Here is a 15,151-nt window from a genome sequence, read left to right as displayed (position 1 = left end):
AAAGAGTGATAATAAAAATAATTTAGAAATTATTACTTATAAATAATTAATATATATTATAGATAACGGAGGTATTGTGTATATGAATATAGAAAAAATGACAGTAAGAGTACAAAAAGGCTTAAATGAAGCTTTTAATATAGCGGTAAAAAATCATAATCAACAAGTGGATGCAATACATCTATTAAGTGCACTTGTAAATCAAGAGGATGGTCTTATTCCAAATATACTAGAAAAGATGAACGTGTCTGTTGATGCATTTAATAACAGTATAAATTCAGAACTTAATAAATTACCACAAATACATGGTGAAGGTATAAATTCACAAGGAGTAACAGCTACAAGAAAGATAAATGAAATTTTAATTAAAGCAGAAGAAATATCTAAAGAATTTAAAGATGCATATATAAGTGTAGAACATGTTATGATTGCAATAATGGAAGTTGAATCAAAAACAAATATAGGTAAGATATTAAAGCAATATAATATAAATAAGAATGATTTTTTAAATGTACTATCAAAAGTTAGAGGAAATCAAAGAGTAGAAACTCAAGATCCAGAAGGAACTTATGAAGCATTAGCTAGATATGCTACAAACTTGGTAGAATTAGCTAAGAAAAACAAGTTAGACCCTGTAATAGGAAGAGATGAAGAAATAAGAAGAGTTATAAGAATATTATCAAGAAGAACTAAAAACAATCCTGTATTAATAGGAGAGCCAGGAGTTGGTAAAACAGCCATAGTAGAAGGACTAGCTGAAAGAATAGTTAGAGGCGATGTCCCTGAAGGATTAAAGGATAAAGTAATATTCTCATTAGATATGGGATCTTTAATTGCAGGGGCTAAATATAGAGGTGAGTTTGAAGAAAGATTAAAAGCAGTTCTTAAAGAGGTACAAGGTGCAGAAGGTAAGATAATTTTATTTATAGATGAGATACACACAATAGTTGGAGCTGGAAAAACTGATGGAGCAATGGATGCAGGAAATTTAATAAAACCTATGTTAGCTCGTGGAGAACTAAACTGTATAGGAGCAACTACTTTTGATGAGTATAGACAATATATTGAAAAAGACAAGGCTCTTGAAAGACGTTTCCAACCAGTTATGGCTGAAGAACCTAGTGTTAATGATACAATTTCAATACTTCGTGGACTTAAAGAAAGATTTGAAATTCATCATGGAATAAGAATACATGATAATGCTATAATTGCAGCTGCAAAATTATCGGATAGATATATACAAGATAGATTTTTACCAGATAAAGCTATAGATTTAATAGACGAAGCTGGAGCTATGATTAGAAGTGAGATAGATTCTCTTCCAACAGAGCTTGATACAGTGAGAAGAAAGTTATTAACATTAGAAACAGAAAGAGAAGCATTGCTAAAAGAAAATGATGAGAAAAGTAAAGAAAGACTTGAAAAACTAGGAAAAGAATTAGCTGAATTAAAATCTAAAAACGACGAAATGACTGCTAAGTATGAAAAAGAGAAAAGTCAAATATTAGAAATAAGAAATTTAAAAGAACAGCTTGATGAAGCTAAAGGAAATGTTGAAAAATATGAGAGAGAGTATGACTTTAACAAAGCAGCAGAACTAAAATATGGAGTAATACCTAAATTAGAAGAACAAATAAAGGCACATGAAGAAAAAATGCAAGAAAGCTATGAAAATGCTTTATTAAAAGAAGAAGTAACAGAAAATGAAATTTCTCAAATAGTTGCTAAGTGGACAGGTATACCAGTTACTAAACTTGTAGAGGGAGAAAGAGAAAAACTATTAAAGTTAGAAGATGAACTACACAAAAGAGTAATTGGACAAGACGAAGCTGTAACTGCTGTAAGTAATGCGGTAATACGTGCTCGTGCAGGACTTAAAGATGAGAATAAGCCAATAGGTTCATTTATATTCTTAGGACCTACGGGGGTAGGTAAAACAGAGCTTGCTAAAACTCTAGCTAACAACCTATTTGATAGTGAAGACAATATTATAAGGATTGATATGTCAGAATACATGGAAAAACATGCAGTATCAAGACTTATAGGGCCTCCTCCAGGATATGTAGGATATGAGGAAGGTGGACAATTGACAGAAGCTGTAAGAAGAAATCCATATTCTGTATTATTATTTGATGAGATAGAGAAAGCACATGAGGATGTATTTAACTTATTCCTTCAAATATTAGATGATGGAAGACTTACTGACAATAAAGGCAAAACAGTAGATTTTAAAAATACTATCATAATAATGACTTCAAATATAGGTAGCTCATATTTATTAGAAGCTGGAGAAGATATTAATGATGAAGCTAAAGAATTAGTTATGAACGAAATGAAGAGAAGATTTAAGCCAGAATTCTTAAATAGAGTTGATGATATTATAATGTTTAAACCATTAGATAAAGAAGGAATAAAACAAATTATAGACATCTTTATGAAATCTTTAAGAAATAGATTACAAGATAAGAGCATAGAAATTGAAGTTACAGAAAGATCAAAAGACATAATGGTTAAAGAAGGATATGATCCAATTTACGGAGCTAGACCATTAAAAAGATATATAAGTAATGTACTAGAAACTATGATAGCTAAAAAGTTAATAGCAGGAGAAATATATAACGGATGCACTATAGTAGTTGATGAAGAAAATGAAAATATAAACATATATGTAAAATAGTTTAATGAAACAAGATTGAAAAGTACTACCTAAAACTTAGGTAGTACTTTTTGTGTAATTTTAAATTTTGAGTGACAAAATTGTAACGCTATATAACTTTAAATATAAACGTACCAAATTTTTTTATGCTAAAATAAAAAAAGAATGTAATTTAAATGGTTAAAAGAGGGGATTATTATGAAATTTGTATCAATAAGGAAATGTGATGACTATTGCTATGAAAATATAAAAAAATCAATAGAGAAAAACTTAGAAGATATTGGCGGAATAGAAAAATATATAAACCCAAATAGCAAAGTATTAATAAAACCAAATTTACTTATGAAAAAAATACCAGAAGAAGCTACAACAACACATCCAATAGTAGTTAAAGTTGTATGTGAAATGCTTCTTAAATTAAATTGTGAGATAGTAATTGCTGATAGTCCAGGAGGGCCATATACTACATCAGCTTTAAAAGGTATATACAAATCAACTGGGATGAAAGATATAGCGGATGAATTAGGAATAACTCTAAACTATGATGTGAGTGAAGTAAAAGTAGAAAATGAAAACTCTAAAGCATTAAGATTTATGGATATAATAACTCCAATAAAAGAAGTTGACCATATAATTAATATATGTAAATTAAAGACTCATGGTATGGCTACATTTACTGGAGGAGTTAAAAATCTATATGGATCTATTGCTGGATTAAAAAAAGCAGAAATACATTATAGATTTCCAAGTGAAGAAATATTTTGTGAAGATGTATTATTAGATATATGCTCATATGTAAATCCAACACTAACTATTATGGATGGAATTGTTGGCATGGAAGGAGAAGGACCTTCTGCAGGAAATCCGAGACATATTGGAACAACCTTAGTATCAACAAGTCCATATGCGTTAGATTCAATAGCTTGCAAACTTATAAATTTAGATATAAACAAGGTTCCAACTGTAAGAGGAAGTATAAAAAGGGGATACATAAAGAACGATTTAAGTGATGTTAAAACAATAGGTGATGATATAAGTCAATTTGTTGTAAAGGATTTTAAAATACCAAAAACAAGCAAAGATTTTAGATTACTATCATCAACTTTACCTAAGTTTATACATGAACCTCTTACAAAATTATTAACTCCAAAACCAGTTGTTTCTTACAATAAGTGCGTGAAATGTAAAAAATGTATAGAGGCATGTCCAGCAAAGGTTATAAGTTTAGATTCAAAAATAGAAATAGATTTAAGTAAATGTATAAGATGTTTTTGCTGCCATGAATTATGTCCTAAAAAAGCTATAGATATAAAACGAAGCATAGTATTTAAGTTAATAAAATAATAATAATTGGAGAGTAAATATGAAAAGATTTGAATATCAAGTATTAACACTTGAAGGATTAGATATAGAAGATGAACTAAACAAATATGGTCAAGAAGGTTGGGAATTAGTAGCAATAGATCAACGTGGAAGACAGTATTTAAAGAGAGAAATAAATATATAAGCATAAAAGGCTAGTTGAAATGAATTTGTTTATTTTAACTAGCTTTTTAAAATAGTGTTTAACAAAATTCTAATAAAATACATATAATAAAAAGTGTCAGTGTAATGTAAAAGCACAAAATTTATTTTAGGGGGAGTGTTTCATGAGGGTAGACTGCAAACTATACGAGTTTAGGGGTGTATGGGTAGCAACAGTGTATGATATAGATTGGCCCAAGACAAAAAATGATGCTGAAGCACAAAAGAAAGAATTTATACAGTTATTAGATAAATTGCAAAGTCTAAATTTTAATGTAGTTATGGTTCAAATTAGACCTACATCAGATACTTTTTACAAATCAAAAATCAATCCATGGTCATCATACCTTACAGGAACACAAGGAAAAGATCCAGGGTATGACCCACTTCAATTTATGTTAGATGAAACACATAAAAGAAATATGAAATTTTATGGATGGCTAAATCCATATAGAGTAACTACTAAAGGAACTGATCTAAGTGTGTTAGCAGACAATAACCCAGCAAAATTAAATCCTGACTGGATTTTGGAATTTAATGATGCACTTTCATATAATCCCGAAGATAGAGAGGTAATAAACTATTTAGCAACTACAGTTTTTGAAATAGTTTCTAATTATGATGTAGACGGAATAATATTTGATGAATATTTCTATCCAGAAGGTTATCCTATGCCAAAATGTGAGTGTAAATGGATTTGTAAATGTGGATGCTGGGAATGTGTAAATATTGGAGATTATAGAAGATCAGCTATAAATTATTTAATAAAAACTATATATAAAGTTATAAAAGCTACAAATCCAAAGGTTCAGTTTGGAATAAGTCCTTTCCCAGTATGGAAGAATAAAAGCAGTGATATAAATGGATCTAATACAAATGCGCTAGAAGGGTATTACGCTTTATACTCAGACCCTCTAACTTGGATACAAGAAGGAACTGTAGATTTTATAGCACCACAAATATATTGGGCAACTAACGACAAAAAAAATCCGTATGAAACACTAGTTAGATGGTGGTCTAATGTAGTGGAAGGTACGAATGTAAAACTATATATTGCACAAAGTATAAATAAGGCAGAGACAGCTAAAGAGTTAGACAAACAAATTGCTATAAATAGACAGTACCCAGAGGTTAAAGGAAATATATTATTTAGTTATAGAGATATAGCTAGTAATAATGAAGGTATAGTCCAACAATTAGAAAAGGCATATTCAGAAAAGGCATGTATCTTATAAAAAATAGCCCTTATAATAAGATTTATTTAAACAATAGAAATATGTGTTTAAAAAAACTATTATAAGGGTTTTTTTATGCTAAATATTCAATTAAATTAAAAATATACATTACAATTAAAATATTTGTAAGTAAACTCAAAAAAGAGTTAAGCGAAATTTCAGCATTAGAACCAACCTTTATTACAGGAGCTAAAGGTAATCTATATTTTTTACAAGATGGATAAAAAAGACAAACTCCACTAGAGTTGAACATATCCAAAAGTATATGAGATATACAACCTAATATAAAACCATAAAACATTATAAATATATACACATCTAAGAATACAAGTATGTACGGATATAATAGTTTAAATCCAATATCTATTAACAATGATATAAAAATTAAGAAATATATAAATAAGGCACTGTGAGTAAAACCTCTGTGGTGAAACTTATTATTAATTATTTTAGATAAAATATTAAACTTTTTTCCTATATAAGATTGTGGACAGTCTATGTCAGGGAAAATAGAGCCTAACTTTAAGAAGTAAATATATAATAACAGGAAAATAGAAATTTCTATTAAATTGAAATTGGAAATTATGTAATTATAAAATGGACCTAAAAATAACATACCTAAAAATATACCGCCATTGATATGAGTGTCATATTTAATTAAAATCACCTCCCATAGATTATATTCAAAATATGGAAAATTTTTCATTGAATTATTCTGAAAAAATATGGAAAAGTTACATAAAGTCAACTATAGATGGAATAAAAAAGGGAAGAGATGAACTTTTAGAAAAAGCTATAGAAGTTATAAAAACTAAATAAAAATTCGCTTCGCTCATGTCGCTCAAATTTAATATCGTCAACGTCCACTCGATAAACTCTTGTCCCGTTACTTAAACGACTTCGTCAGTTGCTCAAAATGTCATTTTTTACTTTCATCAAGATTTTGATATGACTATACTTTATAAGTTATTCACAAATATTCGTTAATCATAAATTCCTTAAGCGTAAAAAATAAATATAAGGATATAAAATTTTCTAGCCTTATATTTATTTAAATATGTGCACATAATTATTAGTATATAGAATGAAATAATAAATAATTATTAAATCAAGGAAAGACAAATATATGAAAATAAAATGGGAAGAAAAATTTATCGAACTATATACTAAAGGAAAAGTGCAAGAAGCTAAAGAGTTAAAAAATATACATGTTCCAAGTAAGCTATACAAATACCAAAAAATAGATGAAAATAGACTGAAAAATTTAGAAGATGGAAAACTATACTTTTCAAATAGAGAGCATTTAAATGATCCCTTTGACTTACTACCAGTACATTATAATGAAGATGAGATAATACGCTTCTTAAAAGGAGAATATTGTCCAGCAAATAACTTATCAAAATTAGAAATAATAAGTAAGATAGATAAAGTTTTAAATAGCTTTAGCGACCACATAAAAATACTATCTCTAAGTACTAGTATATACAACATACCTCTATGGACTCATTATGGAGATAACCATAGGGGTATGTGTATTGAATATGATATAGACAATTTGGATAGAAACAGCGATTTTTATGATTGCTTATTAAAAGTAAGTTATATAGATAAAAAAGTAGAAATAACTGAAGTTTTGAAAAATACTTTATCTAATCTAATAAATAATGATGAGTTAAAACTAGATTCTATGTTTTTGTTATACTTCACACTGACAATGAAACATAAAAGCTGGCAATATGAAAATGAATGGAGAATTATATTAAAAAGCAATAGTGGAGAATGTGGTATAGAAAAAAGCCTAATGAAAGTAAAGTCTATTTATTTAGGCAAAGACTGTAGTAAAGAAAATATAGAAAGAGTTATAGAAATTTCTAAAAAACTAAAGTGCAAAGTCTACAAAATGGAATATTCTAAAGGTATTGATTTTAGATTGATACCAAAAAAGGTATAGAAATTTTAAAAATTTTTATACCTTTTTTGTGCTTAAGGAAGTTTTAATTACTAAAAATTCCCTTAAATAGACGAAAACTATTCATGATTGAAATAGATTAATCATATTTAAAATATGATTAAAACAAGGTATATAGAATAAACAAATTGAATAGGTATTTAATAATATTATATAAACTAGGAGGGATTTCATGGAATTTGAAATTACAAAGGAAATTTTTACTGTGAATTTGGACATGATAGCAACTTTAGCACTAGCTACATTACTTTTGATTTTAGGAAATTACTTAAGAAAAAAGATTAGTTTTTTAGACAAATTTTGCATTCCAGGGCCAGTTATAGGAGGGCTTTTATTTGCAATTATAATATTTATTTCAAAGACTGTAAATTTATTTAACTTAGAGATGGATACAACTTTACAATCACCGTTTATGATAGCTTTCTTTACCACGATAGGATTAGGAGCTAGCTTTTCTCTTATAAAAAAGGGTGGAAAATTATTAATAATTTATTGGATATTGTGTGGAGGACTTGCTATATTTCAAAATGTAATAGGTATTATAGGGGCAAAGCTAACAAATATAAACCCTCTTATAGGTATTATGTGTGGAGGTGTTTCTATGGAAGGTGGTCATGCAAATGCAGCTTCCTTTGGGGCAACCATAGAAGGGTTAGGGGTAAATGGCGCGCTTACAATAGGTATGGCAGCAGCGACATTTGGCGTTATTTTTGGAGGAATTATAGGAGGTCCAGCTTCTCGATATTTAATAGATAAGTACAATTTAAAACCATTAGTAGAAGAACATGATAAAAATATATCTGTAGAAGAAACGGCAGGAATAAAATTAAGTGACTCATTCAATTCAAGTACTATGATAACTCAAATTGCAGTTATAGCATCTTGCATGACTATTGGAAATTTATTTGGATCATGGTTTTCAAATGCTACAGGTGTAGTACTTCCAGGATATGTAGGTGCGATGTTTGTTGCAGTTTTATTTAGAAATTTAAATGACAAGATAAATATTGTGAAAATAGATCTATATTCAGTTGATATAATAAGCAATGTTTGTTTAGGAATATTTTTAACAATGGCACTTATGAGTATAAAATTATGGGAATTAGCAGGACTTGCAGGACCGATGATAGCAATAGTTCTTGCTCAAGTTATATTTATAGCATTATATGGAATATTTATTGGATTTAGATTATTAGGAAAAGATTTTGATGCGGCAGTTATGGTTTCAGGCATGTTAGGTCATGGACTTGGAGCAACTCCTAATGCACTAGCTAATATAAATTCTGTAACTTCTAAGTATGGAAATTCAACAAAGGCTTTTTTAATAGTACCTTTAGTTGGAGCATTTTTAGTAGATTTAGTGGGAATACCGACAATTGTAACTTTTATAAACTTTTTTAGTTAACTACCCAAAGTAAAAAATATAATTTGGTAATAAATAGGGTGGATAAATATTCACAAAAAATATTATAAGTGCTATAATTTACTAAACTGTATAAAAGGAGACTTGTAGATATGTTTAAGCAAATGAGAAGAAAAGAAAGACAAAAGCTAGAAAACATTAATTATAATAACAAAGTTTCATTTTATGTAGTAGGAAAAACTTGTGTAATTCCAGAAGAATTTAGCACAAAATATGAAAGTACTATTTTATTTGGAGAGGCTAATGAAGTTTTTGGAGAAGAAAAAAATGAAGCTTTACTAGAGCTATTGAAAAAATACTCACCTAATTTTATAGATAAAGGTAAATTTTACATAAAAAATGCTGGAGACAAAACTAGAGTAATAAAGATGAGTATTGATAAAATTTCAGGCAAAGCTATAATATAAATATAAAACTTAACATATTGAGGTGAATTATGAGTGGACATAAATTTAATATTAAAAAATTAGAAAAATTGAATAATCCTCATAGGATAGAGATGATAGACTTAGAAAAAATAGTGGAAAACTTGAAACTAAGAGATAATAGTTTGTTAGTAGATATAGGTGCCGGAACAGGTATTTTTTCAGAAAAACTGCTAGAGCTTATTCCAAAATCTAATTGCTATGCATTAGATATATCAAGAGAAATGATAGATTGGATAAATTTAAATCGCATTCCAAGATTACATGGAAGACTTAAAGCTAGTGTGATGGAAGAAAGTAGTATATCACTTAAAGAAAACTTAGCAGATCTAGTATTTATGATAACTGTGCATCATGAGTTAGATGACGCAATAGTACTCTTAAAAGATGCAAAAAGAGTTTTAAATGAAGATGGTAAAATTCTTATATGTGATTGGAAAGAAGGATCACATAAACATTTTGTAAAAAAAGATAAGATAGTAAATGATTTAAAAGAAGCTGGATTTGAAAATATACAAGAAATAGATGCATCAGAAGATTTAGTTTGTCTAATTGGATATTAATAGGTATTAACAAGGGAGATGTTTTATAAAACGTCTCTTTTATTTTTTATATTATAAATATAGTAAAATATGTTTAACATTGCATCTTTTGTGGTAAATATTACAAGGAACAATAATTATTCTTAAATTTCAATTCTAAAATACAAAAACAATCAAAATACAACTAGAATAATGAGGTGATGTGTATGAAGGAAACTTTTCATATAGGAATTGATGTTGGATCAACTACTGTAAAATTAGTAGTATTAGATAAGCGCAACAATATTGTATTTAAAAAATACAAAAGACATTTATCTGATATAAAAAACGCTGTAATAAAAATTCTAGAAGACACTTATAGAAGTATAGGAGATAGTTGCGTTTCTGTAGTTATAACTGGTTCAGGAGGAATGAATTTAGCAAATAACTTAGGTGTAGATTTTGTACAAGAGGTAATAGCAAGCACTAAAGCTGTGGAAGTTTATAATTCAGATACTGACGTAGTTATAGAATTAGGTGGAGAAGATGCAAAGATAATCTATTTAACTAATGGAATAGAACAAAGAATGAATGGAATTTGCGCAGGAGGAACTGGTTCTTTTATAGATCAAATGGCATCTTTATTAAAGACTGATGCTAGCGGGTTAAATGAACTAGCAAAAGATTATAAAAATATATATAGTATAGCTGCTAGATGTGGAGTATTTGCCAAAACAGATATTCAGCCATTGATAAATGAGGGTGCAAGAAAAGAAGATATAGCAATGAGTATTTTTCATGCAGTAGCAGTACAAACTATAAGTGTTTTAGCCTGTGGAAGAAAAATACAGGGAAAAGTTGCTTTTCTAGGAGGACCGCTATACTTTTTATCCCAACTAAGACAATCATTTATAGATATGCTAAACTTAGACGAACACGATATTATATTTCCTAAAGATGCTCAACTGTACATAGCTATAGGAGCAGCTCTTTCATATACAAATAATAAAACATTTATGATAAGTGACTTATTATTAAACTTAAAGAACTCAAAAGAAACTCAAAATACCACTCAAAGTAAATTAAAGCCTTTATTTATAAACGAAGAAGAATATGAAAAATTCAAAGAAAGACATAGTATGAATATAGTTACTACAAAAGAGTTATCAAATTACTCAGGAGATTGCTTTTTAGGTATTGACGCAGGATCTACAACAACTAAGGTAGCTCTAATTGATGATGATGGCAATTTACTATATTCAGCATATAAAAGCAATGAAGGAAGCCCTTTAAACTCTACAATAGATATTTTAAATGATATATATATAAACTTACCAAATACAGCTAAAATAGTGAATTCAGCAGTTACAGGATATGGAGAAGCTTTACTAAAACAAGCGTTAAAGATAGATATAGGAGAAATAGAAACGGTAGCGCATTATAAGGGAGCTAAGTTTTTCTCTCCAAATGTAGACTTTATACTTGATATAGGCGGGCAAGATATGAAATGTCTAAAGATAAATAATGGAGTTATCGAAACTATAATATTAAATGAAGCTTGCTCTTCGGGGTGTGGGTCGTTTTTAGAAACTTTTGCGAAATCATTAGAACTTGATATAAAAGAATTTTCTAAAAAAGCTCTATACTCTGAAAATCCAGTTGATTTAGGATCTAGATGTACGGTATTTATGAACTCAAGAGTAAAACAAGCTCAAAAGGAAGGTAACTCGGTAAGTGATATAAGTGCTGGATTATCATATTCAGTTATAAAAAATGCATTATATAAAGTTATAAAAGCAAAATCTAAAGAAGATATTGGACAATACCCTGTTGTTCAAGGAGGAACTTTTTATAACGATGCTGTATTAAGGGTATTTGAAATACTAACGGAACGAGAAGTTGTAAGACCTAATATTGCAGGAATAATGGGTGCATTTGGAGCTAGTATAATTGCAAAAGAAAAATATAAAAAAGGGAACACTACATTATTGTTAGATAGAGATAATATAAATAATATAAAGCTAAGAACTATTACTGCAAGATGTGGAAAATGTTCTAATAATTGTTTACTTACTATAAATAATTTTGGAAATGGAGAAAAGTTTATTTCAGGAAATAGATGTGAAAAAGGGTCAGGATTAGAAGTTAATGAAAATAAACATATAAATCTATTTGAATACAAATATAAAAAAATATTTGGCTATAAAAGCGTAGAAGCTAAATATGCAAAGCGAAAAACTATTGGTATACCTAGGGTTTTAAATATGTATGAAAATTATCCTTTCTGGCACACTATATTTACAAACTTAGGATTTAGTGTTATTTTATCAGAAAAATCGTCTAAACAAATTTATGAAAAAGGTATGGATTCAATTGTTTCTGAATCAGTTTGCTATCCAGCAAAACTAGTTCATGGTCATATAAATGATTTAATTGAAAAAGGAGTTAAAACAATTTTTTATCCATGTATAAGACATGAACACAAAGAGTTTGAAAATATAGATAATCATTTTAATTGTCCTGTTGTAATGTCATACTCAGAAGTTATAAAAAATAATATTAGTGAAATACGAGATAAAAATATTAATTTTATTAATCCGTTTTTACCAATGAATAATAAAAAAGCATTAAAGAAAAGTCTTTTTGAAGAGTTAAATAAAATTAAATTATATGATAAAGATTTTATAGAAATAAGTAAAGATGAAATAAGTAAAAGTGTAGATCTAGGTTTTAAAGAATATGAAAAATTTAAAAAAGACATACAGAATATGGGTGAAAAAGCATTAAAATTAATAGAAAAAAACAATATGAAGGGTATTGTTTTAGCAGGAAGACCGTATCATATTGACCCAGAAATAAATCATGGGATACCAGAACTTATAAATTCTTTAGATATGGCAGTCCTAACAGAGGATAGTATATGCCATTTAGGCAAAATAGATAAATCTTTAAGAGTTGTAGATCAATGGGCATATCATTCAAGATTATATAGAGCTGCAAAATATGTTAGTCATTCAAAAAATTTAGAACTTGTTCAGTTAAATTCTTTTGGTTGTGGTCTTGATTCAGTTACAACTGATCAAGTTCAAGAACTTTTAAATAGTGAGGGAAGAATATACACTTGTATAAAAATTGATGAAGGAAATAATTTAGGAGCTGCTAAAATAAGATTAAGATCGTTAAAAGCGGCCATAGAAGAAAGAGATAAAAATAATATAGAAATTATAAAAGTTGAAAAAAAATATAAAAGAGGAAGTTTAGCTAAAGCTATAAAAGAAGATTATAATATTTTAGTTCCTCAAATGTCACCTATACACTTTGATTTAGTAGAACATGGAGTAAGATCATGTGGATATAATATGGTATTACTAAAAGATTATGAAGGTGCTGTAGAAGAAGGATTGAAATACGTTAATAATGATGCTTGCTATCCAGCGATTATTGTAGTAGGTCAAATTATTAAAGCATTAAAAAGTGGGGAATATAATTTAAGTAAGACTGCGGTGGCTATAACTCAAACTGGAGGGGTTTGCAGAGCTACTAACTACATTGGTTTCTTAAGAAAAGCTTTAAGTGATGCAGGATATGAAGATGTACCTGTATTATCTTTATCTATAAATGGAGAAGAAAAGAGCAATTTATATAGTGCTTTCTCATTAAGCTTAGTAAATAAAGTTTTAATGGGAGCCATATATGGAGACTTGCTTATGAAGGTTTTATATAGAGTTAGACCATATGAAAAAGTAAAGGGAAGTGCTAATAAACTATATGAAAAATACATAAGGATTTGTAAAAAGAGTTTAGAAAGAGGAAGCTTTATTGAGTTTAAAGAAAACATATATAATATAGTAAGAGATTTTGATAATTTACCTATAGTACAAGTCGAAAAACCTAAAGTTGGATTAGTTGGAGAGATCTTAGTTAAATTTCATCCATTGGCAAATAACAACATTGTAGATGTGTTGGAAGCTGAAGGAGCTGAGGTAGTTGTTCCAGAACTTATGAATTTCTTTTTAAGTTGTTGTTTTAATACATATTACAAGGCTGATAATCATTTAGATAAAAAATATAAAAAACTAGGTGGTAAATTTGGGATAGGTGCAATTGAAAAATATCAAAAGCATTATATGAATGCTTTGGAAAGTAGTAAGAGATTTAGTAAGACAAAAGATATTAAAACTCTAGGAAGTATAGCATCTAATGTAATTTCTCTAGGAAATCAAGCTGGGGAAGGATGGCTTTTAACAGCTGAAATGATGGAACTTATCGAAAGTGGTGTGAAAAATATTATCTGCATGCAACCTTTTGCTTGCTTACCTAATCACATAACTGGAAAAGGAGTAATTAAGGAATTAAAAAGAATTTACGATGATTCCAATATTGTTCCAATAGACTATGATCCAGGGGCTAGCGAAGTAAATCAGTTAAATAGAATAAAACTTATGCTTTCAACATCATTTAAAAATTTAGAATGTAATAATGTGAATATTGAAACTTTAAAACCTGAAAGTATAGAGCCTGAAGATACAGAAAAAGAAGCATTAGCTTAATAAAAATAAGTAGTTACGGAGTGAAACTAATTTACATCGTTAACTACTTATTTTTATATAATAAAATTTATTTCAATAATTTGGATCTATAAATAATTGATGAGGTTAAATATCCTAAAAACAATCCATTCATAAAAGTCACTACAAATCTACCTATTCCAAAATTTTTAAATATAAGGTAGCTTAAAATAATAATTAAAATTTGTATCGAAATAGCTGTTAAATGATATTGAAATTTATTTGATCGTATATGTTTGTTACTATACCTTCTTATAGTATAGAAGTAATATAAAATAACAAAAAAACCTAATAGTGTGCTACCATGTTGAAGCAATTTGAAAAAGGGAACTTGATAACCAAGTATATGTATAGATTCTTTTAATAGATTTATGTTAACAACAAAATAACCTGTTTTATGGGTAAATGCATCCCAGATTATATGTGTTAGCATTCCGACTATACATGAGTATGTAAATACAAAAATATCTTTAGGACTTTTAAAATTAAAATCATAATTTATAAGATATGTATAATAGTTACAGATCTTAGAAGGGAGATTAATTATAAATGGATTTTTTATGAACTTTAATATTAGGTAGTTTAACAAAAAGCATATTGGAAGATTAAGAATTAAAAATCCTAATAGTGTATGTCCTAAATCACTGCTTGGATTAAATAATAAAAAATATATAAAATCTGGTGCCATAGAGCCTAGAATCAATCCTAATGAACTAAAGTTTTTGTTTTTTGAAAAAATTACTACAGCTGGATGAGCTAATGTAAATGGCATAAAAAATTCTCCTTAAACTTTTATTTCATTTTAATATAATAATATAAATAAATAAAAT

Annotated in this window: 12 protein-coding genes; 10 read left to right on the top strand and 2 right to left on the bottom strand. The window is 28.1% G+C overall.

What is annotated here, in order from left to right; all coding sequences use genetic code 11:
* Positions 1-82: 82 nt before the first annotated feature.
* The 4 genes from clpB to VN21_RS14910 all read left to right on the top strand — a co-directional run bounded on the left by clpB (position 83) and on the right by VN21_RS14910 (position 5,415).
* A complete protein-coding gene (gene clpB, locus VN21_RS14920) occupies positions 83-2,677 on the top strand; it encodes an ATP-dependent chaperone ClpB (protein ID WP_046823964.1) in 2,595 nt (864 codons plus the stop codon).
* A 177-nt stretch (positions 2,678-2,854) separates the two neighbouring features.
* On the top strand, positions 2,855-4,000 hold the full coding sequence (locus VN21_RS14915) for a DUF362 domain-containing protein (RefSeq protein WP_046823963.1): 1,146 nt from the start codon (positions 2,855-2,857) through the stop codon (positions 3,998-4,000).
* A 19-nt stretch (positions 4,001-4,019) separates the two neighbouring features.
* A complete protein-coding gene (locus tag VN21_RS18465; protein WP_142730124.1) occupies positions 4,020-4,163 on the top strand; it encodes a DUF4177 domain-containing protein in 144 nt (47 codons plus the stop codon).
* A 142-nt stretch (positions 4,164-4,305) separates the two neighbouring features.
* Positions 4,306-5,415: a glycoside hydrolase family 10 protein gene (locus VN21_RS14910; protein WP_046823962.1), complete on the top strand. Its 1,110-nt coding sequence runs from the start codon at positions 4,306-4,308 to the stop codon at positions 5,413-5,415.
* A 73-nt stretch (positions 5,416-5,488) separates the two neighbouring features.
* On the opposite strand, the gene VN21_RS19490 is transcribed toward VN21_RS14910, so the two are convergent.
* The gene (locus tag VN21_RS19490) at positions 5,489-6,121 is read right to left on the bottom strand and encodes a metal-dependent hydrolase (protein WP_046823961.1); all 633 of its coding nucleotides are present in this window, start codon (positions 6,119-6,121) and stop codon (positions 5,489-5,491) included.
* Here VN21_RS19490 and VN21_RS19285 point away from each other — a divergent pair.
* From VN21_RS19285 to VN21_RS14880, 6 genes are all read left to right on the top strand, one after another.
* Positions 6,106-6,234 (top strand): hypothetical protein, encoded by a 129-nt coding sequence (locus VN21_RS19285; RefSeq protein WP_263329478.1) that lies wholly within the window; start codon positions 6,106-6,108, stop codon positions 6,232-6,234. The genes VN21_RS19490 and VN21_RS19285 overlap by 16 nt on opposite strands.
* A 307-nt stretch (positions 6,235-6,541) precedes the next feature.
* Complete coding sequence (locus VN21_RS14900; RefSeq protein WP_046823960.1) at positions 6,542-7,366, top strand: DUF2971 domain-containing protein; 825 nt, start codon at positions 6,542-6,544, stop codon at positions 7,364-7,366.
* A gap of 190 nt (positions 7,367-7,556) precedes the next feature.
* Entirely contained in the window at positions 7,557-8,789 is a 1,233-nt protein-coding gene (gene gltS / locus VN21_RS14895) for a sodium/glutamate symporter (RefSeq protein ID WP_046823959.1), read from the top strand.
* A 110-nt stretch (positions 8,790-8,899) separates the two neighbouring features.
* Positions 8,900-9,214, top strand: a complete 315-nt coding sequence (locus VN21_RS14890; protein ID WP_084822219.1) for a pyridoxamine 5'-phosphate oxidase family protein — start codon at positions 8,900-8,902, stop codon at positions 9,212-9,214.
* Positions 9,215-9,243: 29 nt separating this feature from the next.
* Positions 9,244-9,795 (top strand): class I SAM-dependent methyltransferase, encoded by a 552-nt coding sequence (locus VN21_RS14885; protein WP_046823958.1) that lies wholly within the window; start codon positions 9,244-9,246, stop codon positions 9,793-9,795.
* Positions 9,796-9,980: 185 nt separating this feature from the next.
* Complete coding sequence (locus VN21_RS14880; RefSeq protein ID WP_046823957.1) at positions 9,981-14,303, top strand: 2-hydroxyacyl-CoA dehydratase; 4,323 nt, start codon at positions 9,981-9,983, stop codon at positions 14,301-14,303.
* A gap of 67 nt (positions 14,304-14,370) precedes the next feature.
* On the opposite strand, the gene VN21_RS14875 is transcribed toward VN21_RS14880, so the two are convergent.
* Positions 14,371-15,093 carry a DUF4184 family protein gene (locus VN21_RS14875; RefSeq protein ID WP_046823956.1) on the bottom strand — a complete coding sequence of 241 codons (723 nt, stop codon included), beginning with the start codon at positions 15,091-15,093 and terminating at the stop codon, positions 14,371-14,373.
* Positions 15,094-15,151: the final 58 nt, after the last annotated feature.

It is taken from the genome of Paraclostridium benzoelyticum (assembly GCF_001006285.1).
GTDB classification, from domain to species: domain Bacteria; phylum Bacillota; class Clostridia; order Peptostreptococcales; family Peptostreptococcaceae; genus Paraclostridium; species Paraclostridium benzoelyticum.
Note: the sequence above shows the minus strand (reverse complement) of the source record. Positions and strands in the feature narration are given on the sequence as shown.

Bases quoted from the DNA above. Each gene is read 5' to 3' on its own strand.
- clpB (WP_046823964.1), top strand. From the start codon at position 83: ATGAATATAGAAAAAATGACAGTAAGAGTACAAAAAGGCTTAAATGAA.
- VN21_RS14915 (WP_046823963.1), top strand. From the start codon at position 2,855: ATGAAATTTGTATCAATAAGGAAATGTGATGACTATTGCTATGAAAAT.
- VN21_RS18465 (WP_142730124.1), top strand. From the start codon at position 4,020: ATGAAAAGATTTGAATATCAAGTATTAACACTTGAAGGATTAGATATA.
- VN21_RS14910 (WP_046823962.1), top strand. From the start codon at position 4,306: ATGAGGGTAGACTGCAAACTATACGAGTTTAGGGGTGTATGGGTAGCA.
- VN21_RS19285 (WP_263329478.1), top strand. From the start codon at position 6,106: ATGGAAAATTTTTCATTGAATTATTCTGAAAAAATATGGAAAAGTTAC.
- VN21_RS19490 (WP_046823961.1), bottom strand. From the start codon at position 6,121: ATGAAAAATTTTCCATATTTTGAATATAATCTATGGGAGGTGATTTTA.
- VN21_RS14900 (WP_046823960.1), top strand. From the start codon at position 6,542: ATGAAAATAAAATGGGAAGAAAAATTTATCGAACTATATACTAAAGGA.
- gltS (WP_046823959.1), top strand. From the start codon at position 7,557: ATGGAATTTGAAATTACAAAGGAAATTTTTACTGTGAATTTGGACATG.
- VN21_RS14890 (WP_084822219.1), top strand. From the start codon at position 8,900: ATGTTTAAGCAAATGAGAAGAAAAGAAAGACAAAAGCTAGAAAACATT.
- VN21_RS14885 (WP_046823958.1), top strand. From the start codon at position 9,244: ATGAGTGGACATAAATTTAATATTAAAAAATTAGAAAAATTGAATAAT.
- VN21_RS14880 (WP_046823957.1), top strand. From the start codon at position 9,981: ATGAAGGAAACTTTTCATATAGGAATTGATGTTGGATCAACTACTGTA.
- VN21_RS14875 (WP_046823956.1), bottom strand. From the start codon at position 15,093: ATGCCATTTACATTAGCTCATCCAGCTGTAGTAATTTTTTCAAAAAAC.